The organism is Citrobacter freundii complex sp. 2025EL-00176 (assembly GCF_053309355.1).
The window spans coordinates 756,560-777,815 of the sequence record NZ_JBRYHT010000001.1 but is presented as its reverse complement, the minus strand read 5'-3'; the positions used below and the strand labels follow the sequence as shown (position 1 = coordinate 777,815).

General features: G+C 49.9%; 23 protein-coding genes. 16 read left to right on the top strand and 7 right to left on the bottom strand.

Annotation, left to right across the window (positions count from 1 at the left end; translation table 11 throughout):
* Positions 1–8: 8 nt before the first annotated feature.
* Positions 9–416 (top strand): lactoylglutathione lyase, encoded by a 408-nt coding sequence (gene gloA, locus ACVXHP_RS03830; protein WP_042308649.1) that lies wholly within the window; start codon positions 9–11, stop codon positions 414–416.
* A 94-nt stretch (positions 417–510) separates the two neighbouring features.
* Complete coding sequence (gene rnt / locus ACVXHP_RS03825; RefSeq protein WP_016152990.1) at positions 511–1,158, top strand: ribonuclease T; 648 nt, start codon at positions 511–513, stop codon at positions 1,156–1,158.
* Positions 1,159–1,211: 53 nt separating this feature from the next.
* On the opposite strand, the gene grxD is transcribed toward rnt, so the two are convergent.
* On the bottom strand, positions 1,212–1,559 hold the full coding sequence (gene grxD, locus ACVXHP_RS03820; protein ID WP_003832760.1) for a monothiol glutaredoxin 4: 348 nt from the start codon (positions 1,557–1,559) through the stop codon (positions 1,212–1,214).
* A gap of 334 nt (positions 1,560–1,893) precedes the next feature.
* Here grxD and ACVXHP_RS03815 point away from each other — a divergent pair, with 334 nt between their 5' ends.
* Both ACVXHP_RS03815 and sodB read left to right on the top strand, forming a co-directional pair.
* Positions 1,894–2,724, top strand: coding sequence for a C40 family peptidase (locus ACVXHP_RS03815; RefSeq protein WP_137360090.1), 831 nt, complete (start codon positions 1,894–1,896; stop codon positions 2,722–2,724).
* Between the two features lie 127 nt (positions 2,725–2,851).
* Positions 2,852–3,433 carry a superoxide dismutase [Fe] gene (gene sodB / locus ACVXHP_RS03810; protein WP_200006533.1) on the top strand — a complete coding sequence of 194 codons (582 nt, stop codon included), beginning with the start codon at positions 2,852–2,854 and terminating at the stop codon, positions 3,431–3,433.
* 39 nt (positions 3,434–3,472) lie between these two features.
* Here sodB and ACVXHP_RS03805 read toward each other — a convergent pair whose 3' ends face one another.
* Both ACVXHP_RS03805 and cydH read right to left on the bottom strand, forming a co-directional pair.
* The gene (locus tag ACVXHP_RS03805; RefSeq protein WP_447570885.1) at positions 3,473–4,642 is read right to left on the bottom strand and encodes an MFS transporter; all 1,170 of its coding nucleotides are present in this window, start codon (positions 4,640–4,642) and stop codon (positions 3,473–3,475) included.
* Between the two features lie 175 nt (positions 4,643–4,817).
* A complete protein-coding gene (cydH, locus tag ACVXHP_RS03800; protein ID WP_003029209.1) occupies positions 4,818–4,907 on the bottom strand; it encodes a cytochrome bd-I accessory subunit CydH in 90 nt (29 codons plus the stop codon).
* A gap of 297 nt (positions 4,908–5,204) precedes the next feature.
* On the opposite strand from cydH, the gene purR reads away from it, so the two are divergent.
* Positions 5,205–6,230, top strand: a complete 1,026-nt coding sequence (purR, locus tag ACVXHP_RS03795; protein ID WP_200006535.1) for an HTH-type transcriptional repressor PurR — start codon at positions 5,205–5,207, stop codon at positions 6,228–6,230.
* Here the strand turns inward: purR and punR are convergent.
* The gene (gene punR / locus ACVXHP_RS03790) at positions 6,227–7,159 is read right to left on the bottom strand and encodes a DNA-binding transcriptional activator PunR (RefSeq protein ID WP_038640367.1); all 933 of its coding nucleotides are present in this window, start codon (positions 7,157–7,159) and stop codon (positions 6,227–6,229) included. The two genes, purR and punR, sit on opposite strands and share 4 nt — an antisense overlap.
* A 113-nt stretch (positions 7,160–7,272) precedes the next feature.
* On the opposite strand from punR, the gene punC reads away from it, so the two are divergent.
* Positions 7,273–8,478, top strand: a complete 1,206-nt coding sequence (gene punC, locus ACVXHP_RS03785) for a purine nucleoside transporter PunC (RefSeq protein ID WP_304698888.1) — start codon at positions 7,273–7,275, stop codon at positions 8,476–8,478.
* A 290-nt stretch (positions 8,479–8,768) separates the two neighbouring features.
* Complete coding sequence (cfa, locus tag ACVXHP_RS03780) at positions 8,769–9,917, top strand: cyclopropane fatty acyl phospholipid synthase (RefSeq protein ID WP_447570884.1); 1,149 nt, start codon at positions 8,769–8,771, stop codon at positions 9,915–9,917.
* Positions 9,918–9,964: 47 nt separating this feature from the next.
* Here the strand turns inward: cfa and ACVXHP_RS03775 are convergent, their stop codons facing one another.
* Positions 9,965–10,606, bottom strand: a complete 642-nt coding sequence (locus ACVXHP_RS03775; protein WP_137349814.1) for a riboflavin synthase subunit alpha — start codon at positions 10,604–10,606, stop codon at positions 9,965–9,967.
* A 217-nt stretch (positions 10,607–10,823) separates the two neighbouring features.
* On the opposite strand from ACVXHP_RS03775, the gene mdtK reads away from it, so the two are divergent.
* Positions 10,824–12,197 (top strand): multidrug efflux MATE transporter MdtK, encoded by a 1,374-nt coding sequence (mdtK, locus tag ACVXHP_RS03770; RefSeq protein ID WP_200006538.1) that lies wholly within the window; start codon positions 10,824–10,826, stop codon positions 12,195–12,197.
* 38 nt (positions 12,198–12,235) lie between these two features.
* On the opposite strand, the gene ACVXHP_RS03765 is transcribed toward mdtK, so the two are convergent.
* The gene (locus ACVXHP_RS03765; RefSeq protein WP_316129359.1) at positions 12,236–12,934 is read right to left on the bottom strand and encodes an RluA family pseudouridine synthase; all 699 of its coding nucleotides are present in this window, start codon (positions 12,932–12,934) and stop codon (positions 12,236–12,238) included.
* A gap of 134 nt (positions 12,935–13,068) precedes the next feature.
* On the opposite strand from ACVXHP_RS03765, the gene ACVXHP_RS03760 reads away from it, so the two are divergent.
* The 5 genes from ACVXHP_RS03760 (at position 13,069) to ACVXHP_RS03740 (ending at position 16,590) form a co-directional block, all read left to right on the top strand.
* Complete coding sequence (locus ACVXHP_RS03760; RefSeq protein WP_447570883.1) at positions 13,069–13,860, top strand: PhzF family phenazine biosynthesis protein; 792 nt, start codon at positions 13,069–13,071, stop codon at positions 13,858–13,860.
* 39 nt (positions 13,861–13,899) lie between these two features.
* Positions 13,900–14,208 carry a monooxygenase gene (locus tag ACVXHP_RS03755; RefSeq protein ID WP_304698335.1) on the top strand — a complete coding sequence of 103 codons (309 nt, stop codon included), beginning with the start codon at positions 13,900–13,902 and terminating at the stop codon, positions 14,206–14,208.
* 224 nt (positions 14,209–14,432) lie between these two features.
* Positions 14,433–14,828, top strand: coding sequence for a RidA family protein (locus ACVXHP_RS03750; RefSeq protein WP_200006542.1), 396 nt, complete (start codon positions 14,433–14,435; stop codon positions 14,826–14,828).
* 27 nt (positions 14,829–14,855) lie between these two features.
* Positions 14,856–15,824 carry a threo-3-hydroxy-L-aspartate ammonia-lyase gene (locus ACVXHP_RS03745; protein WP_447570882.1) on the top strand — a complete coding sequence of 323 codons (969 nt, stop codon included), beginning with the start codon at positions 14,856–14,858 and terminating at the stop codon, positions 15,822–15,824.
* A 124-nt stretch (positions 15,825–15,948) separates the two neighbouring features.
* Positions 15,949–16,590: a helix-turn-helix transcriptional regulator gene (locus tag ACVXHP_RS03740; protein ID WP_304698330.1), complete on the top strand. Its 642-nt coding sequence runs from the start codon at positions 15,949–15,951 to the stop codon at positions 16,588–16,590.
* A gap of 133 nt (positions 16,591–16,723) precedes the next feature.
* On the opposite strand, the gene ACVXHP_RS03735 is transcribed toward ACVXHP_RS03740, so the two are convergent.
* A complete protein-coding gene (locus tag ACVXHP_RS03735; protein ID WP_447570881.1) occupies positions 16,724–17,305 on the bottom strand; it encodes a nuclear transport factor 2 family protein in 582 nt (193 codons plus the stop codon).
* A gap of 121 nt (positions 17,306–17,426) precedes the next feature.
* Between ACVXHP_RS03735 and ACVXHP_RS03730 the strand changes: the two genes are divergently transcribed.
* The 3 genes from ACVXHP_RS03730 (at position 17,427) to ACVXHP_RS03720 (ending at position 21,189) form a co-directional block, all read left to right on the top strand.
* A complete protein-coding gene (locus ACVXHP_RS03730) occupies positions 17,427–18,320 on the top strand; it encodes a LysR substrate-binding domain-containing protein (protein ID WP_304698326.1) in 894 nt (297 codons plus the stop codon).
* A 428-nt stretch (positions 18,321–18,748) separates the two neighbouring features.
* On the top strand, positions 18,749–19,243 hold the full coding sequence (locus ACVXHP_RS03725) for a molybdopterin-dependent oxidoreductase (protein ID WP_447570880.1): 495 nt from the start codon (positions 18,749–18,751) through the stop codon (positions 19,241–19,243).
* 17 nt (positions 19,244–19,260) lie between these two features.
* A complete protein-coding gene (locus ACVXHP_RS03720; protein WP_316129365.1) occupies positions 19,261–21,189 on the top strand; it encodes a putative bifunctional diguanylate cyclase/phosphodiesterase in 1,929 nt (642 codons plus the stop codon).
* The last annotated feature ends 67 nt before the right edge of the window (positions 21,190–21,256 follow it).

Sequence of the window (21,256 nt, the reverse complement as noted above, 5' to 3'; positions counted from 1 at the left end):
GGAAAAAGATGCGTTTACTTCATACCATGCTGCGCGTGGGTGACCTGCAGCGTTCCATCGAGTTTTATACCAACGTGCTGGGCATGAAGCTGCTGCGTACCAGCGAAAACCCTGAATACAAGTACTCTCTGGCCTTTGTTGGCTACGGTCCTGAAACCAGTGAAGCGGTGATCGAACTGACCTATAACTGGGGCGTTGAAAAATATGAGCTGGGCACCGCCTACGGTCATATTGCCCTGAGCGTTGACAACGCGGCTGAAGCCTGTGAACGTATTCGTCAGAACGGCGGTAACGTGACGCGTGAAGCTGGCCCGGTAAAAGGCGGCACGACGGTGATCGCGTTTGTTGAAGATCCGGACGGTTACAAAATTGAACTGATTGAAGAGAAAGACGCCGGGCGCGGCCTGGGCGACTAACCTCCCCTCGGGCGCAGATCGTCTGTGCCCGTAGTTTTATACTCATCATTTTGCCATAATACGCGCTGCAATTTTCCCGTATTAAGAGACCCAGATGTCCGATAACGCTCAACTTTCCGGTCTGTGTGACCGTTTTCGTGGTTTTTACCCTGTCGTCATTGATGTCGAAACCGCAGGGTTTAATGCCAAAACCGATGCGCTGCTTGAGATCGCAGCCATCACATTGAAAATGGATGAACAAGGCTGGCTGATGCCGGACACGACGTTACATTTCCACGTAGAGCCGTTTGAAGGGGCAAATTTGCAGCCTGAAGCGCTCGCCTTTAACGGTATCGACCCTAACAATCCTTTACGTGGCGCGGTCAGTGAATACGACGCGCTGCATGCCATCTTTAAAATGGTGCGTAAAGGCATTAAAGACAGCGGCTGCAATCGGGCGATCATGGTGGCGCATAACGCCACATTCGACCACAGTTTTATGATGGCCGCGGCAGAACGCGCCTCACTGAAACGTAACCCGTTTCATCCCTTCGTTACCTTTGATACTGCGGCGTTAAGCGGTCTGTCGCTGGGGCAAACTGTGTTATCAAAAGCGTGCCTGGCGGCAGGAATGGAATTTGATGGCACTCAGGCGCACTCGGCGCTGTATGACACCGAACGTACGGCCGTGCTGTTTTGCGAAATCGTTAACCGCTGGAAACGTCTCGGCGGCTGGCCTCTCCCCGTGCCGGAAGAGGCATAACGGACCGATAAAAAAAGCGACCATCACTGGTCGCTTTTTTATTTCAGCTGATATTACTCAGCGTCCGGCTCTTCGGTTTTGTACTTCGCCGCTGTTTCTTTAATCAGCTGCTGCAACTCACCGCGCTGGTACATTTCAATCAGAATGTCACAGCCGCCAACCAGCTCGCCATCAACCCACAGCTGTGGGAAGGTCGGCCAGTTTGCGTATTTCGGCAGCTCGGCGCGAATATCCGGGTTCTGCAGAATATCAACATAAGCAAAGCGTTCACCGCAGGCGGACAGTGCCTGTACGGCCTGAGCGGAGAAACCGCAGCTTGGCAGTTTAGGAGAACCCTTCATGTACAGGAGAATTGGGTTTTCAGCGATCTGGCGCTGGATTTTTTCGATAGTGGTGCTCATTATCTTGCTTCCTTAAACTTCTTTTACGGCAGTAGTCTGACATTGTAGCGGGTCAGGCAGGCAACGGAAAATAACATTTTCATTACGCGTTATTATTTTATCGTTTGCCGTTAAAAGTTGCATTCATAATCTTACTTACCCGCTTAAAGTGTACGGCCTTGGTTATTTGTTCACCAACCACGTCTTCAATTGCTCTTTTTTTTTGCGGTCGGTAACGAAACGCAGGGTTAAACAAAAAAAGCTATTAACTTTCCCCGTTTCGATAGATTAGAATCATCAAGTTTTGAAAATCACACGCAGGTATGATAGACCTGCCTTACCAGAGGACTGCTCAGTGGCGCGGATAAACCGAATCTCGATCACGCTCTGTGCTTTACTTTTTACTACACTGCCTTTTACGCCTATGGCGCATGCTTCCAAGCAGGCCAGGACGACACCTACCAGTTCCCACACCGTCAAGACGGTAGATAAAAAGAAAAGCGCAACAACCAGCCAAAAAACAGCAAAGACCAACAAGAAATCGGCGACAAAGACCACCAGCAAAACCAGTAGCAAAACAGCCTCCTCTTCTAAAAAACGCACAGCCACTCCGGCAAAATCGACAAAAACTGCCAACCGTCGCAGTAAAACTGCCGCAGCACAAACCGCTGCCGTTACCTGGACTGAAAAATGTACGCCGCGCAAAGGTCATAAACCGCGCTGCGTGAAGGTGAAAACCGCCGCACCGACCACGCTTGCTGAGGCACATAAAGTCAAAGTGCAGAAAGCGACTAAAACCGCGATGTCCACCCTGATGAACCAAATCGGCAAACCTTACCGTTGGGGCGGATCTTCGCCAAGAACCGGCTTTGATTGCAGCGGTCTGGTCTATTACGCCTATAAAGATCTGGTTAAATTCCGCATTCCGCGTACGGCGAATGAAATGTACCACCTGCGCGACGCCGCGCCGATTGAACGTGGCGAGCTGAAAAACGGTGATTTGGTCTTCTTCCGCACGCAAGGTCGCGGCACAGCCGATCACGTTGGTGTTTACGTTGGTAACGGTAAATTTATTCAGTCACCACGCAGCGGTCAGGAAATTCAAATCACGTCTCTGAGCGAAGATTACTGGCAGCGCCACTATGTGGGCGCTCGCCGGGTAATGACACCGAAAACAATTCGCTAAAAACTTACCCTACAGAACATGCTGTAGGGTAAGTTCTTCTTTTGCATAACCTTTCAATTTGCTACCCTATCCTTACTCACAATGAGGCTATTGTGTGTACTCAATATAAATAATAAGGAGAGAAGCAATGTCGTTTGAATTACCTGCATTACCGTATGCCAAAGATGCTCTGGCACCGCACATTTCTGCCGAAACGCTGGAATACCACTATGGCAAACACCATCAAACCTACGTGACCAACCTGAACAACCTGATCAAAGGCACGGCGTTTGAAGGCAAATCACTGGAAGAGATCGTTCGTAGCTCTGAAGGCGGTGTATTCAATAATGCTGCACAGGTGTGGAACCACACGTTCTACTGGAACTGCCTGGCGCCGAACGCAGGTGGCGAACCGACCGGTAAACTGGCCGATGCAATTGCCGCCTCCTTTGGCAGCTTTGCGGATTTCAAAGCGCAATTCACCGATGCAGCTATTAAAAACTTCGGTTCTGGCTGGACCTGGCTGGTTAAAGGAACGGATGGCAAACTGGCTATCGTTTCCACTTCCAACGCTGGTACTCCGCTGACGACCGACGCGACGCCGCTGATGACCGTTGACGTATGGGAACACGCCTACTACATCGATTATCGCAATGCCCGTCCTGGCTACCTGGAGCACTTCTGGGCGCTGGTGAACTGGGAATTTGTTGCGCAGAACTTCGCAGCATAAAATGATAACGCAGAAGGGATCCCCTTCTGCGTTTTAGTCTTAGCTTGAGGCCGTGCAGACTTCTTCAGGTTGTCTTCTTGCCGAGATAAAGACCAGCAGTAACGCAAGCCCCGCCACAATCGCTCCCATCACCGGCACAAAACTGTAGCCCAGACCACCGGAAATCACCGCCCCACCGGCTGCCGCACCTAACGCATTCCCCAGATTAAACGCGCCAATGTTGACTGACGATGATAACCCTGGCGCTTCGCTGGCAACGCGCATCACCCGCATCTGCAACGGCGGAACCACCGCAAACGTCGCCGCGCCCCAGACGACCATACTCACCGCCGCCCCCAGCTCATTACGCGCGAGGAAAGGAATGGCCAGCATTATAACCATCAACAACAGCAAGAAGCCTTTAAGCGTACCGTTGACAGAACGATCCGCCAGTTTGCCGCCAAGATAGTTTCCGATCGAGAATCCGGCGCCAATTAATACCAGCATTCCGGTCACAAACGCCGGTGTGGCGTGGGTAATGCTGTGCAGCACTGGCGAGATGTAAGTATAAAGCGTGAACATCGCGCCGGCACCCAGCACGGTGGTCAGCAGAGCCGACAGCACCTGTGGGCGCATAAGTACCGCCAGCTCGCTACGGACATCAGGGCGCGCTCCTGCTCCACCTTTCGGTAATGAGAAGAACAGGCTAACCATAGAGATGACGCCCAGACCCGCCGTCGCCATAAATGACATCCGCCAGCCGATAGTCTCACCAAGCCACGTCGCCGCAGGAACGCCGCCAATATTGGCAATCGTTAACCCCATAAACATGGTTGCCACAGCGCTGGCTTGCTTATGTTTAGGTACGACGCTTGCGGCAACAACAGAACCGAGACCAAAAAATGCCCCGTGGTTAAGACTGGTCAAAATACGCGACAGCATCAGCGTGGTGTAATCCGGTGAGATAGCTGAAAGCACGTTGCCCAACGTGAAAATCGCCATCAGGAATATCAACGCATTACGTCGCGCGCGATGGGAAAGCAGCAGTGTCATCAACGGAGCCCCCACCATCACGCCAACGGCATACGCGCTGATCAGCATCCCGGCGGCAGGAATCGAGACATCCACCCCTTTGGCAATCACGGGCAATAATCCCATTGGCGAAAATTCGGTGGTGCCAATGCCAAACGCACCGATCGCCAGTGCCAGTAAGGGATAATTGATTTTCATATATCGACTCCGTAACGTCGAGCCGTGGCGCGACATAAAATAAGAGTCAAAAGCATGACATTGATCGCAAAATTAATAAAGTTAACAAAATTGCAAAAGACTTTTGCTTATTCGCAAACAATAGAGGGGAAACAGATGCGGAAAGGATGAGGGAGAGCTAACTCCCTCGGGGAAATCAATGCAGCGCTGCGGTGAGGCCACCCGCGACGATCAAACCCAGAACAATAATGGTAGTCACTAACGAAAATTTCAGATCGGTGCTCATCAAGTTTTCTCCTTTTTATTCCCACACAAAAAGTGATATTGCGCATTTTTACACACTTGAAAGCAAAAATCTCTCACGATTTATATTGATAACTGCTTTTAACTCTTCCCCTTTTCGTTAAGATCAGACAAAATTCCACGCTTACTTGATTAGCGTACCGGCCATTGACCCCTTCCTGACGTTCCGTGTCGTTTTCCCGGCGTGCCGCAACCCCTACGTTGCGTTAAGGGTGTGTGAAGGCAAACGTTTACCTGGAGTATTCTCAGGAGCTTAGGATATGGTCTGGAGTGAGATGTAATGGCAACAATTAAAGATGTAGCGAAGCGAGCAAACGTTTCCACTACAACCGTATCACACGTAATTAACAAGACGCGCTTTGTCGCGGAAGAAACGCGTAATGCGGTTTGGGCTGCGATCAAAGAGCTGCACTATTCTCCAAGCGCAGTTGCGCGCAGCCTGAAGGTGAATCACACCAAGTCTATCGGCTTGCTGGCGACCAGCAGTGAAGCGGCCTATTTCGCCGAAATTATCGAAGCCGTTGAGAAAAACTGTTTCCAGAAAGGCTATACCCTGATTCTGGGCAACGCATGGAACAGCCTTGAAAAACAGCAGGCCTATCTGTCAATGATGGCGCAAAAGCGTGTTGATGGTCTGTTGGTGATGTGTTCTGAGTATCCGGAATCACTGCTTTCGATGCTCGAAGAGTATCGCCATATTCCGATGGTTGTGATGGATTGGGGCGAAGCTAAAGCTGATTTTACCGATACGGTCATTGATAACGCTTTCGAGGGCGGTTACATGGCGGGTCGGTATCTGATAGAACGCGGCCATCGCGAGATTGGCGCGATCCCGGGCCCGATGGAACGGAATACCGGGGCCGGTCGTCTGGCTGGCTTTATGAAAGCGATGGAAGAAGCGCTGATTAAGGTTCCCGACAACTGGATTGTACAGGGCGATTTTGAACCTGAGTCCGGTTATCGCGCCATGCAGCAAATTCTTTCACAGTCGCATCGTCCGACCGCCGTGTTCTGCGGTGGCGATATCATGGCGATGGGCGCGCTGTGCGCTGCTGACGAGATGGGACTGCGCGTACCGCAGGATGTCTCGCTCATCGGTTATGATAACGTGCGCAACGCCCGCTTCTTCACGCCAGCGCTGACGACCATTCACCAACCTAAGGATTCACTGGGTGAAACGGCCTTCAACATGCTGTTAGACCGCATCGTGAATAAACGCGAAGAGTCGCAGTCGATCGAGGTTCATCCGCGTCTGGTAGAGCGCCGCTCCGTTGCTGACGGTCCATTCCGCGATTATCGTCGTTAAGCCTGCTGTGCGGGGGCCTCATCTGGCTCCCGCAACCATTCTTTATTCAGCGTTTCGCTATCCCCTAAATAATCCAGCAACCAGCTCAGTGCGGGCGAGGTGTCGTTCTGCTGCCATGTCAGACAACACGCGGCATCAGGAAAGGGATTCTCCAACTGCAACGAGACCCATTTACCGCTATCAATCCACGGTTTGGCAAAATGTGTTGGTACCATGCCCACACACAATCCCGCAGACAAGCAGGTCGCTGAAGATTCCCAGTCAGGAACCACAACGCGCTTTTGGTTATCCAGTAACCAGGTAATACGTTTCGGCAATGTACGCGAGGTATCTTCGCGCACCAGCGACGGCCAGTTGCGCAACGTATCATCGCTTAGCGGCCCCGACATTGACGCCAGCGGATGATGGCTGGCCACCACGCAGCTCCAGCTCAGCATGCCCATGTCGCGGAAGGTATAGCGCCCCCCTACCGGAATGGCCTGCGTGGCGCCAATAGCCAGCTCTACGCGCCCATCTGAAAGCGCGTCCCAGACGCCATTAAACACTTCCTGAAAAACCAGCAGTTCGACATCATCAAAGTGACGATAGAAATCCACAATCATCTGCCGGGTACGTTCGGGGCGAACAATGTTATCTACCGCGATCGCCAGTTGTCCTCGCCAGCCGTTGGCGATTTGTTGACATTGCTGACGAGTGATCTGCATTTTTTTGATAACAGAGCGCCCTTCCTTTAAAAACCACGCGCCAGCAGGCGTTAATTCCACATCGCGATGACGTCGCTCAAAAAGCGGTACAGCCAGCCACTCCTCCAGTTGGCGCACGGTGTAGCTTACCGCCGAAGGTACGCGGTGTAGCTCCTGTGCGGCTGAACTAAAACTGCCGTTACGCGCAACCGCATCAACCACTTCAAGTGAATATTCCGACCACATATTCTGCCTACAAAAAATTTGAAATCAGTAAGCAAATATTAGCGTTTCACAGCGAGAATTACACTCACTACACTCAGCGGCATTGTTCTACTGCTAAAAAAAGAGAAATGATGATGCAACCTGGGAAAGGTTTTTTAGTCTGGTTGGCGGGTCTTAGCGTGCTCGGTTTTCTGGCGACGGATATGTATCTGCCCGCCTTTGCCGCGATTCAGTCCGATCTGCAAACACCTGCCTCTGCCGTCAGCGCCAGCCTAAGTTTGTTTTTAGCGGGTTTCGCCGTCGCGCAACTTCTGTGGGGACCGCTCTCAGATCACTATGGCCGTAAACCGATTTTACTGTTGGGTTTATCTATTTTTGCACTGGGCAGTCTGGGTATGCTGTGGGTTGAAAACGCCACTGGCTTGTTGGTGCTGCGCTTTATTCAGGCCGTTGGCGTCTGTGCCGCGTCGGTTATCTGGCAGGCGCTGGTCACCGACTACTACCCCTCACAAAAAGTAAACCGCATCTTTGCCACCATTATGCCGCTGGTCGGGTTATCCCCGGCTCTCGCACCGTTATTAGGCAGCTGGATTCTGGTCCATTTCTCCTGGCAGGCCATTTTCGCGACCCTGTTTGCTATTACCCTGATTCTGATGCTTCCGGCCCTGCGTTTAAAACCGACGGTTAAAGCACGCGACGACAGCCAGGATAAACTGACTTTCGCCACACTGCTGCGTTCGAAAGCTTACCGTGGAAACGTACTTATTTATGCCGCCTGTTCCGCAAGCTTTTTCGCATGGCTGACAGGGTCACCGTTCATCCTTAGCGAAATGGGCTACAGCCCGGCTGTGATTGGCCTGAGCTATGTTCCACAAACTATCGCCTTCTTAATTGGTGGTTACGGCTGCCGTGCGGCGCTACAAAAATGGCAAGGCCGTCAACTGCTGCCATGGTTACTGATTCTTTATGCCATTAGCGTTGTAGCCACCTGGGCTACCGGCTTTATTCACCATGTTGCCCTGGCTGAAATTCTGATCCCATTCTGCGTAATGGCGATCGCGAACGGCGCAATCTACCCTATCGTTGTCGCTCAGGCGTTACGTCCTTTCCCACAAGCCACAGGACGCGCTGCTGCATTGCAAAATACGCTGCAACTGGGTTTATGCTTCCTGGCAAGCCTTGTGGTGTCGTGGCTGATCGCGACTCCGCTGCTCACCACCACCAGCGTGATGCTGACCACGGTGCTGCTGGCCGCCATGGGTTACAAAATGCAATCGCAGACCGATAACGCTCCACAAACAGATGATCGGGGGCAAATTGCCCACGGTGAGTCTCACTAATAATTGTCGCGGGCAATTAGTTAGCCCGCTAACAATTTTCTGTTGAATCGTCAAAAAATCAGGCTTATACTGATTTCCAGTTGTTACAAAAACGATAATTTTTAGGTATTAACGGGGACAAGAACGTTTCCGTTTTTCCACGGATGGCCTTTTCGGTAAGGGTTTCTCCCTTCCTCTGTTCTACGTCGGATTATAGATTCGCGGATTAATTCCGTGAGATTTCTCACAAAGCCCAAAAAAGCGTCTACGCTGTTTTAAGGTTCTGATCACCGACCAGTGATGGAGAAGCTATGAGTTCATCGTGTATAGAAGACGTCAGCGTACCGGATGATGACTGGTACCGCATCACCAATGAATTATTGAGCCGTGCAGGTATTACCATTAATGGTTCGGCAGCGGCGGATATTCGCGTCAAAAACCCCGATTTTTTCAAACGCGTACTGCGGGAAGGATCGTTAGGTTTAGGTGAGAGTTATATGGACGGCTGGTGGGAGTGCGATCGGCTGGACATATTTTTCACCAAAGTGTTGCGCGCCGGGCTTGAAAATCAACTCCCCCGCCACTTCAAAGATACCTTACGTATCGCTACCGCACGGCTGTTCAATTTACAGACTAAAAAACGCGCCTGGGTTGTCGGCAAAGAACATTACGATCTGGGCAACGACCTGTTTACCCGCATGCTTGATCCCTACATGCAGTATTCCTGCGCCTACTGGAAAGATGCCGATACCCTGGAATCTGCCCAACAGGCGAAGTTGAAAATGATTGCCGAAAAATTACAGTTGAAGCCGGGAATGCGGGTGCTCGACATCGGATGCGGCTGGGGTGGCTTGTCCCAGTTTATGGCATCGCAATATGGTGTTAGCGTCGTGGGTGTGACCATCTCCGCAGAACAGCAGAAAATGGCGCAGGCGCGTTGCGCAGGACTGGATGTCACCATTTTGCTGCAAGATTACCGCGACCTGAATGACAAATTTGATCGCATTGTCTCCGTCGGCATGTTTGAACATGTCGGCCCGAAAAACTACAACACCTATTTTGACGTTGTCGATCGCAATCTAAAACCGGACGGTCTCTTTTTGCTGCACAGCATCGGTTCGAATAAAACCGACAATAATGTTGATCCGTGGATCAATAAATACATCTTCCCGAACGGCTGTTTACCGTCAGTTCGTCAGATTGCCAACGCCAGCGAACCGCATTTTGTGATGGAAGACTGGCATAATTTTGGCGCGGATTACGATACCACGCTGATGGCATGGCACGAGCGCTTCATACGTTCCTGGCCTGAAATCGCCGATAACTATACCGAGCGTTTTAAACGGATGTTCAGCTATTACCTGAACGCCTGCGCCGGTGCGTTTCGTGCTCGCGATATCCAGCTTTGGCAGGTGGTTTTTTCCCGCGGTGTCGAACACGGTCTGCGCGTCCCCCGCTAATGTCTACCGCCCCCGTGCTAACGGGGGCGTTTTGTTTTTGACCGGATTCAGGCCTCGCCCGCCACGTTACTGATGGCGCTTTCACGCGCAGCCAGCACACGCTCAACGGTATCAACAACCGCCTGCGTTTGCGGATCGATTTCGATATTAACTCGCGCACCCAGCTTTTTCTTACCCAGTGTCGTACGCTCCAGCGTTTCCGGGATCAAATGCACGCAAAAGCGTGTTGGCGTGACTTCACCGACCGTCAGGCTGATGCCGTCAATGCCGATAAATCCCTTGTACAGGATATATTTCATCAGCGATGGGTCCTGAACTTTAAACCATACCTGACGATTATTTTCCGAGGTCAGAATTTTCGACACCTCGGCGGTGGTCATAATATGGCCCGACATTAAATGCCCGCCAATCTCATCGCTGAATTTTGCCGCACGCTCAACGTTAACCATATCCCCGACCTTCAGGTCGCCCAGGTTGGTGATACGCAGCGTCTCTTTCATCAGATCGAAGCTTATGTGGTTACCGTTGATTTCGGTTACCGTCAGGCAACAGCCATTGTGGGCAACCGATGCGCCGGTCTCCAGCGCATCCAGCATATATTCAGGCAACTCCACGACATGCGTACGAAAATTTGGTTTTTCATCAATGGACACCAATTTTGCGGTGCCCTGCACAATACCCGTAAACATACTTCTCACTCCTGAACTCAATTAAGACATCTCTGCCCAGCACAATAGCAGGTGGAAATTCAGGTTGCCAGCAATGCGCCACCGCTGCCTGTTTTTTCACTGGAGAATTACGTATTCCTCGCTACAATAGACTGAAATTTCCCCAGCTTTTTCTCCTTGCTGCCATATAAGGCGGCTTTTTTAGTCTCTCAAATAACAACAATATAGTGGTGTACACGTGCAAAAGTATGTAAGTGAAGCGCGTCAGTTATTAGCTCTGGCAATTCCGGTGATTCTTGCGCAAATCGCTCAAACCGCAATGGGATTCGTTGATACCGTCATGGCGGGCGGATACAGCGCGACGGACATGGCGGCCGTTGCCATTGGTACGTCTATCTGGCTACCGGCTATTCTGTTTGGTCACGGACTCCTGCTGGCGTTGACGCCGGTCATTGCCCAACTCAATGGCTCTGGCCGCCGCGATCGTATCGCCCATCAGATACGCCAGGGATTCTGGCTGGCAGGTAGCGTCTCCATTTTGATTATGGTCGTGCTATGGAATGCGGGATACATTATCCGCTCCATGCATAACATCGACCCGGCGCTAGCCGATAAAGCCGTCGGTTATCTGCGCGCATTGTTATGGGGCGCGCCGGGATATTTATTTTTCCAGGTAGCCCGTAACCAGTGCGAAGGGCTGGCCAAGACGAAACCGGCGATGGTGATGGGGTTTATCGGCCTGCTGGTGAACATCCCGGTTAACTATGTTTTCATCTATGGGCATTTAGGTATGCCGGAACTTGGCGGCGTGGGCTGTGGCGTCGCCACGGCGGCGGTTTACTGGGTAATGTTTGCCGCCATGCTGTCTTACGTCAAACACGCGCGTTCAATGCGTGATATCCGTAATGAGCGAGGTTTCCAGAAGCCAGACACTGCGGTGATGAAGCGTCTCGTACAGCTGGGTTTACCCATCGCGCTGGCGTTATTTTTCGAAGTGACGTTGTTTGCTGTGGTTGCGCTGCTGGTGTCCCCGCTGGGGATCGTCGATGTGGCCGGGCACCAGATCGCGCTGAACTTTAGTTCGTTAATGTTCGTTTTGCCGATGTCGCTGGCGGCCGCTGTCACTATTCGTGTCGGTTATCGTTTGGGTCAGGGATCCACGCTTGAGGCGCAAACGGCGGCCAGAACGGGTCTGGGCGTTGGTGTCTGCATGGCGGTTGTGACGGCGATTTTCACCGTGACCTTCCGTGAGCACATTGCCCTGCTCTACAACGACAATCCGGAAGTTGTCGCGCTGGCGGCGCAGCTCATGTTACTGGCCGCAGTGTATCAAATATCGGACTCTATCCAGGTTATTGGCAGCGGTGTTCTGCGAGGTTATAAAGACACGCGCTCTATCTTCTTTATCACCTTTACTGCCTACTGGGTGCTGGGTCTGCCAAGCGGCTACATTCTGGCGCTTACCGATCTGGTGGTCGACAGGATGGGACCTGCCGGTTTCTGGATGGGCTTTATTATCGGTCTGACCTCTGCGGCCGTGTTAATGATGCTGCGGATGCGCTATCTGCAACGCCAACCGTCAGCCGTCATTTTGCAACGCGCTGCACGATAACCTCACAATAGCCGCCGTCTGGCGGCTTTTTTACACCTTCAGAAGGGACTGGCGTTTTCGGCATTCACCCACTGTTCGCTGACAGGATGCCTGAAACGCAATGCGCTGGCATGCAGCATCAGTCGCGGCGTCCGTTCCGTGCCTGGCAGCAGACGCCCGCCATACAAATCGCACCCTAAAATAGGATGTCCCAACTGCTGACAGTGGATCCGTAGTTGATGGGTACGCCCGGTTTCAGGCGTCAATTGTACGCGCGTTAAGGGAAGTAATCCCCCGTCCTCCTGGCGATGAATAAAACGCTCAACAACCTGATAGCGCGAGCGCGCGGGCTTGCCGTTAACGGCGCAAATCGTCATCAGCGGAAACAGCGCCGGATCTTTAGCAATCGCTGCGTCGATAACTCCTGCATCGTTTTCCAGATGCCCGCATAACAGCGCGCTGTATACTTTCGTCACCATGTGCTGACTGAACTGCTGACACAGCGCGGCGTTAATAGCCTTAGTACGGGCCACCACCATCAGCCCTGAAGTGCCGAAATCAAGCCGATGGACCAGCGTGCAACCGGGATAAACCTGTACCAGACGGTGATGTACCGAATCGAGATTCTGCGGATTTTTTCCCGACAAGCTGAGCAGTCCGGAGGGTTTATTGATAAGCACCAAATGCTCGTCCTGATAGAGAATCTCTATCTGGTCATGACAAGGCGGGGCAATAAAGGTATCAAGAATGGTAGACATCAGACGGCCAGGATGGAGTGTGGGCACGGATGATAACGAATTTTCACCGCACTGGCGAATCGACCCGCGTAACTCATGGCAATCATTGCATGGTAGAGTGTGGATTATCCCGAGTGCAAAGAGAGGGTTACACTGTGCAACAAATCGATTTCTATATGGTAGATGCCTTTACCACCACGACGTTTGGCGGTAATGCCGCCGCAGTATGTCCGCTTGCAGACTGGTTGCCCGATGAAACATTATTAAAAATGGCGCAGCAGCATAACCAGTCGGAAACCGCTTTTTTTGTCGCTAATGATCATGGCTTTGAGCTACGTTGGTTTACCACACAGGGAGAAATCAATCTGTGTGGGCATGCCACCCTTGCCGCGGCGCATGTCATTTTTGAACATCTGGATTACCCGGACACAACTATCCATTTTGCCACCCGATTTGTGGGGCCGCTGACGGTCACACGCAGCGGCGAATGGCTGACGCTTGATTTTCCTGCCTGGCAAAGCGAACCTGTCGTAGCGCCCGACTTGCTGCTGGTAACATTAGGCATCGCCGAATGCAAAGAAGTTCGCGTGGCGCGCGACTACATGGTCGTGATGGAGAACCAGCGCCAGGTCGAGGCTGTACGCCCGAATATCCACGCCATGATCCCGCTGGGGAAAATGGTTTGTATCACCGCGCCAGGTGACGGGGAATACGATTTTGTCAGCCGTTTCTTCTGTCCGGGCGAAGCCGTCGCGGAGGATCCGGTCACCGGTTCGGCGCATAGCATGCTCATTCCTTACTGGGCAGAAAAACTGAACAAAACACAAATGCTGGCGCGTCAGGTATCTGAGCGCGGTGGGGATTTACGCTGCCAACTGGCGGGTTCTCGCGTTTATATTGGCGGGCAGGCAACAACTTACCTGACGGGTAAAGTGCTGTTACGCTAGCCCTCTTATCCGTTACACAACCCAATCCAGGGAGGATGTATGTCAAACAAACTGCTGCAGATTCACTTTACTTTTCATGGTCCGTTTGGCGCTGAAATGTCGCAACAACTTGTCGAACTGGCCGAATCCATCAACCAGGAGCCGGGCTTTATCTGGAAAATCTGGACCGAGAACGAAGCAAATCATGAAGCCGGTGGCATCTATCTGTTTCAGGATCAGGACACCGCGCTGGCTTATGTTAAAAAGCATACTGCCCGTCTGAAGCATCTGGGTGTGGAAGAGGTGTTTTTCAAAATCTTCGATATCAATGAGCCATTGAGTAAGATTAACCACGGTCATATTGGCTAACCTTTGTGGCTTAAACGCCCCGTTCTGGGCCGATACCCTCTCCCCCGTTTTCCCCTAACTCATACCCCAGCCCCCGCTATATAGCGGGGGCCACGTTTGCTTTAGTTCACAAAATCAGCGTCCATGAAAACTATCACTAGCCGACCGAAGCATGAAGGCGTATAAATAAGACAAATAGTATTATTTTATACAAAATGAATCATCAGAAACCAAGGAGATCGCTTATGTCCCCAGACATTACGCTCAACGCTTCACCAGGCAGTTTTCCCCCGGCAGGTCATTACTCGCACAGTACAACGGCAGGTGGTTTTGTGTTCATTTCTGGACAGTTGCCAGTCACCCAGGATGGCGAAAAAAAAGCCGATGCGTCATTTGAAGAACAAACCAGACTGGCCTTACAAAATGTCGATGCCTGCCTGGCTGGCGCAGGAGTCTCGCGTCAGCACCTGGTCTCGGTACGTGTTTATGTGACGGATATTAACCAGTGGCCGACATTTAACAGGATCTATGGTGAGTGGATCGGTGATTTTCGCCCTGCCCGCGCCGTCGCAGGTGTTGCCGAGCTTCATTACGGTTTTGCCGTAGAAATCGAAGCGATGGCTTTGGCCCCACAGGCCTGATTTTTAACTGTATACAGGTGAATAAAAATGACTGATATGACACTGCCTGATTATAACGATATCGTCGCTGCGGCAGAGCGCATCGCAGATTATGCCAACAAAACGCCGGTGATGACGTCGCGCACGGTGAATGAAGAATTTGGCGCTGAAGTCTTCTTTAAATGCGAAAACTTCCAGAGAATGGGCGCGTTCAAATTTCGCGGCGCTATGAATGCGCTACGCCAGTTCACGCCACAACAACGGGCTGCGGGCGTCGTGACCTTTTCTTCAGGGAATCATGCGCAAGCCATCGCCTTGTCGGCAAAATTGTTGGGGATTCCGGCGACAATTATCATGCCGCATGATGCCCCGGCGGCCAAAGTTGCCGCCACCAAAGGGTATGGCGGAAATGTCGTGATTTACGATCGCTATACTGAAGACAGAGAAAAAATTGGTCAGGAGCTGGCGGAAAAACAAGGGCTGACGCTGATCCCCCCTTACGATCATCCGCACGTTATTGCGGGCCAGGGCACCGCAACGAAAGAGTTGATTGAGGAAGTGGGCCCCTTAGACGCCCTTTTCGTATGTCTGGGTGGCGGCGGTCTGCTATCCGGTTCCGCACTGGCAGCGCGACATCTCTCCCCTGACTGTATGATCTATGGCGTAGAACCTGAGGCAGGCAATGACGGTCAGCAGTCGTTTCGCAGCGGCAACATTGTTCATATTGATACACCGAAAACCATAGCCGATGGCGCGCAGACTCAACATCTTGGGCAGTATACGTTTGCGATTATTCAGCAAAACGTGAACGATATTCTGACTGTCTCAGATACTGAATTGGTCACCGCGATGAAATTTATCGCCGAACGCATGAAAATCGTCGTGGAGCCAACTGGCTGTCTGGGTTTTGCCGCCGCCAGAGCACGGAAATCTGAACTTCAGGGTAAGAGAATCGGCATTATTATCAGCGGTGGAAACGTGGACATCAGCCGCTATGGTGCATTGCTGGCCGGATGATAAGCAAGGTATCTGCCATGCGGATACCTTATTCCTGTCTGTACATTCCAGTGTGGAAAAGCGAACCCTGCTCACTGTAAACTGCTCGCAATTATGGCAAAAGGCATCACTGCAGGAGACTGGCATGCCAAAAACCGACAATAACTCGCTTCTCAGCCAACTTGATACTATCGCCAGAGGGTTAAGTGAGACCTTTTCTCCCTTTTGTGAAGTGGTGGTTCATGACCTCAAAAAACCTGAACATGCCATTTTGTCCATCCATAATAATCTTTCCGGACGTAAACCTGGCCAACCCGCAACAGAACTGGGTCTGGCGCGCATAGCATCGCCAGACTTTCCCAGCATCATCGCCAACTACAGCAATCAATTTGCTGATGGACGTCCGGTAAAAAGCACCTCCATTGGCATCAAGGATGAGGACGGTAAATACGTCGCGGCGCTGTGCCTTAATGTTGATATGTCGTTGTTTCGCGGTATGCAGAGCGCGCTGGCGCGATTTACTGAAACCGAAAACTCCCCCATAAAGGAACATATCGATCCCGGTAGTAATGAAGTTATTCGCCAGCGTATCGATGACTTTGCCGCTAAACGCGCGACCACGGCGCGCGCGCTTAAACCTGAAGATCGTAAGTTATTGATTCAACAACTCCGTAAAGAAGGCCTGCTGAACGTACGAAAATCAATGGATACCGTCGCGCAGCATTTAGGCGTGTCGCGAGCCACCGCTTACCTGTATGCCCGCCAGTCAGCACACATGCACGATTAAGCTAATTCAGGCACGAAACATGAATGAAAGTTAATCACTGCTTACCCGAAGCGAGCATGAAAATCGAAAGTCATTTTCGACATTAAGCGGAATCAGAAAAAATGATTCCGCAGCCGCTGCATTTTTGTCGGATTCACACGGCAAGCCAGCGCTTACCTTCAGCCTTCATCTTATCCTCCAGTTCACTGCCACGCGTCGCGAATACGCGCCCAACAGGGAATCCACTCAGTTCCAGTAAATAAGCCAGCGCGGCATATTCCCGCGGATACTTTGTCACAATCGCCTGGTCAATAGCGACCGGGCCTAACGGAAAGGTAAAAATACCGAAATCATAAATCGTCTGGCGGCGTAACAATTTCCATTTGCCCTCTCTTTTCTCGGCCATATCGTAAAAACGGTTATGGCATTCGCACCCAATGTTCAGTTTTATATTCTCGCCAATGATCATTGCGTTTGTTTCAAGAAGAGCTTTGTCACCTGCCTCATTGAAAGATACAGCCGGAGAAGTGATGATATGTTTAGTCCTGAAATCAGAAACCCCCATTCTCATTGAGCCGTTGACAAACTCGCTCCCCAGCCCTTCGAACCACGTAATTTCAATTGTGCCGTCAGGGTGGAACAACTCGCGCAACTGTTCCCATTCGCCCAGATCGCGATGCATCCAGCCATTAACAAGGTCACTAAGTTGCTGACGATCCTGAAGTTGATTCTGCATGTTTAGTATCTCTGTTTGTTGAGTGTTTTTTTGTGTGTATTCAGTTTGTTCTCGAATAAAGTTAAACTCAAATAGATAAATATTACTGATTAATCAATTTTAGTGATTGATGGGGGTTCGAATGGATTTACGCCAGCTTAAGTATTTTTTAGCTGTCGCAGAAGAACGGCATTTTGGCCGCGCGGCAGAGCGTCTCAATATTGTTCAACCCGCATTGAGTATGCAGATCAAAGCGCTGGAGGCTGAATTGGGTGGTCCGTTGTTGATCCGTACCAGCCGTCACGTTGAGCTGACTGAGGCGGGAAAACTTTTGCAAGCGGAGGCCATACGTACGCTGGAGCAAATGGAACATACCCGCATGGCAGTTGAGCGTTCCATCCGCGGTGAAACGGGCAGAGTACGTGTAGGATTTGCTGGAAATGCCGTATTCAGTGGCATTCTGATGCAGGACGTACGTTCCTTTCACAAAGCCTACCCTGATGCAGAAATCATTTGTCAGGAGCTCGCTCCGCAGCTTCAGAACGAAGCCATCCAGAACGGAACGCTGGATATTGGATATATGCCTGATTATTGTCCCGAGAAAAATGCATCCCTGGTTTATGAAACAGTAGGTCAATGGAGACGTGTACTGGCGATGTCCAGTGAACATAGACTGGCTGATAAAGAGGTTCTGTCGCTGGATATGCTGGCACATGAACCTATGATTCTTTACTCAATCAATAACGTTGATTCGAAACTTGAGACGCATCTGCAAAGGCTGCTTGGGGATAGTTTAAATATTGCCTGGCGCAGTTCCAGTTCACTGAGCGTCCTCGCCATGGTCGGAGCGGGGCCAGGTGTTGCACTGGTTCCTGAACCTTTGAGCCAAGTATCCATTCCGGGAATAATATACCGTGTTGTTGATACGCCTGAGCTGTCAGCAACGCTGATGATGGTCAGTCGTAAAGATGAATCCAGTGGTGCCGTTCGTGCCTATCTCCATCACACACGTAAACAGTTTTTAAATCGTAATTAAAAAGATTTTGATGTAAACACGCCAGCACCAGTAGGACATCCAGAACACTTGCTCCCCCACGGGACAATCTGCGTAATCTGATCATGCAATTAAGTAAAAGCGCGATTTATTCAACAAGTCCATTCATCGGTCAGAATAAGATAAGCAGCCGCTGCACAAGAAAATAAACCTTTATGTTCGTGTGTATTTCTTTTTGCCAATTACGGAATGATTGTTTTTTGTACAACACCAATAAAATTAAGCCGTTCCGCAATAAAAGATACTGCCTGAAAAATTAACTTCAAAAATCAGAGGAAGATTAACCCATTGATTTTAATATGTTAAATAATGGATAAATGTACCTTACCAATAAAAGATAAACAGAACATACAAATAAAATGATAACTAAATTATAATTCTTTAACATCCAGTAGTCCGGTGAGGCCAAAATGCGGTTATTTGTCATGTTGTTAAGCTTAGTCGTCTCCACACAGCTCTGGGCAGGTGAACTTTCCAAACCCACGGGCAAAGTCCTTCTGACAGTGTCCGGTAATATAGAAAATACAAATGAAGACGGGAAAGCCACTTTTGATACCGCCAGCCTCGAGAAACTGGGCATGGTAAGTTTTCAGACCACCTCCCCCTGGTATAATGGACGTACGACTTTTACGGGTATTCCACTACAAAAGCTCATGGATTTTGTTGGGGCGAAAGGCTCGGTTGTAAAAGTTACTGCGCTCAATGACTACACCACCGTGATCCCTCTCAATGATTTCAAGAAGTACAATGTCATTCTTGCTTTAAAAATCAACGGAAAATACATGCAAATCCGTGATAAAGGCCCATTATTCATTGTGTATCCCTATGACAGCATACCTGAACTGAATAATCAGATTTATTACTCAAGGTCAGCATGGCAGGTCAGTAGAATGGATATTGAGTAAGCGTTCAGAGGAACATCATGAACAGAATACTGGCTGGCATCATATTTTTTCTTTTTATATCTACTGGATATATTTCTTTCCTGGTCCATGAAAGACAGCAAGAGTTACAGAAACTGACTCACTACACCGATTCATGGTCCGCTGCACAAATGGTCTCGCAATATTACCGATTCGAATCATTGCTTGGTCTTTATACTATCGATAAAACAATGAACCTCGATGAGGTACGCCTGCGTCTCGACATTATGCTTAGCCAGAGTGATTTGATAAAAGAAGGTGATTTGGGGCACTATATAGAGAGCAATCAAGCGCACAGTGAACTGGCGATCAAACTTGAAAACATCCTTAACTATCTGGATGTTAACCTCGAGAAAATGGACCGTTCAGAACTCCAGACATACCTGAAAAAAATGCATACGCTGGATTCGCAACTTGGCCGTCTTTCATCCGGTGCGTTAAATAAGGATGTTAACTCGATCAATAACGCCAACCTTAAAATTCAAACTCTATACTATATTTACTCGGCGACCTCTGTTCTGCTTATCATACTGAGTGCGATACTGGGTGTACTGATATTTTTCCAGAACAGAAATATTCTGCGAGCGCATCTTCAGGTTAAGAGTCTTGCTGAAGAACTGCAGAAGTCGAAAGAAAAGTTGCAAATCCAGAATGCAAAACTGGAATATGACGTCTACCATGACTCGCTTACTGATATGAATAACCGCCAATTTTTCTGGGGGAATTTAAATCAAACAATCGAGATGGCAGAAAAAAACAACGATTCTGTGACAGTGATGCTGTTTGATTTGGACCGATTCAAAGAGGTAAATGATACCTATGGTCATGATGCCGGTGATGTTTTATTACGCCAGATATCGGACCGTCTCATTTCGATGAGCCACACTTCAGATACGCTGTATCGCTTAGGTGGGGATGAGTTTGCGTTTCTCTCAAGTGGTCTGACGGAGAGCCAGGCCGTTTCGCGAGCCCAAAAGATATGTGATTTTATCAGCCAGCCCTACACTATTTATAACACAATTATAAACATCACCACCTGTGTGGGAATTGTTATATCAGAAACAGAACGCCGCTCCGATTATCTTTATAAATTTGCAGATCTGGCCCTGTATGAAGCCAAAAATGAAGGTTCAGGTAAGATAAAAGTCTTCCGGCAATGGATGTTAGAAAAGCTGCAAGAAAGCAGAACGCTTGAGCATGATATGGCGATGGCCATCGTGAATAAAGAATTCGTGGTTTATTATCAGCCTATTGTGGATTCTTTTAGCCGGGAAATTTACAGTTATGAAGCCCTGATTCGTTGGATACATCCGCTAAAGGGTCTCCTGTCGCCGGATAGTTTTATTCCTGTTGCTGAAAAAACAGGCATGATTAACGAGATGGGAAAGTCTGTGCTTGAAATTGCCTGTACGGAAGCGGCGTCCTGGGCTATTCCAGCCAAAATTTCAGTCAATGTCTCGCCTGTCCAGCTAAGCAGCAAAGCCTTTGCCGGAATAGTGCTGACTATTCTGAAAGAAACAGGACTCCCCGCTCAACGCCTTGAACTGGAGGTCACGGAATCCTCTATTTTTACAGAGAGTAATACGCCGATGAATACACTTAACAAGCTCAGAGCTCTGGGGGTAAAAATCTCCATCGATGATTTTGGCACCGGGTATTCTTCTCTTTCGCGGTTGAGTCGACTTGCCTTCGATAAAATCAAAATAGACAAGTCCTTCGTACATTCACTCTCTACTCAGGACGATGCCCTTAATATTATCAAACTCATTACTGGCATGGCGAAATCCCTTAATATGAAAGCTGTGGCAGAAGGCGTTGAAACGCAAGAGCAGCTAGAAAAACTTCAGGCACTGGGGTGTGATTTCGCACAAGGATATCTGTTTGGTAAACCTCAACCGGGAATTGATGGGAAAATCAGACACGGTTAAATCACGGCGGATATCCCTGACAGCAAAAGTTGGGCAACAAAGCTGTTGCCCAACTTTTAATATTTCA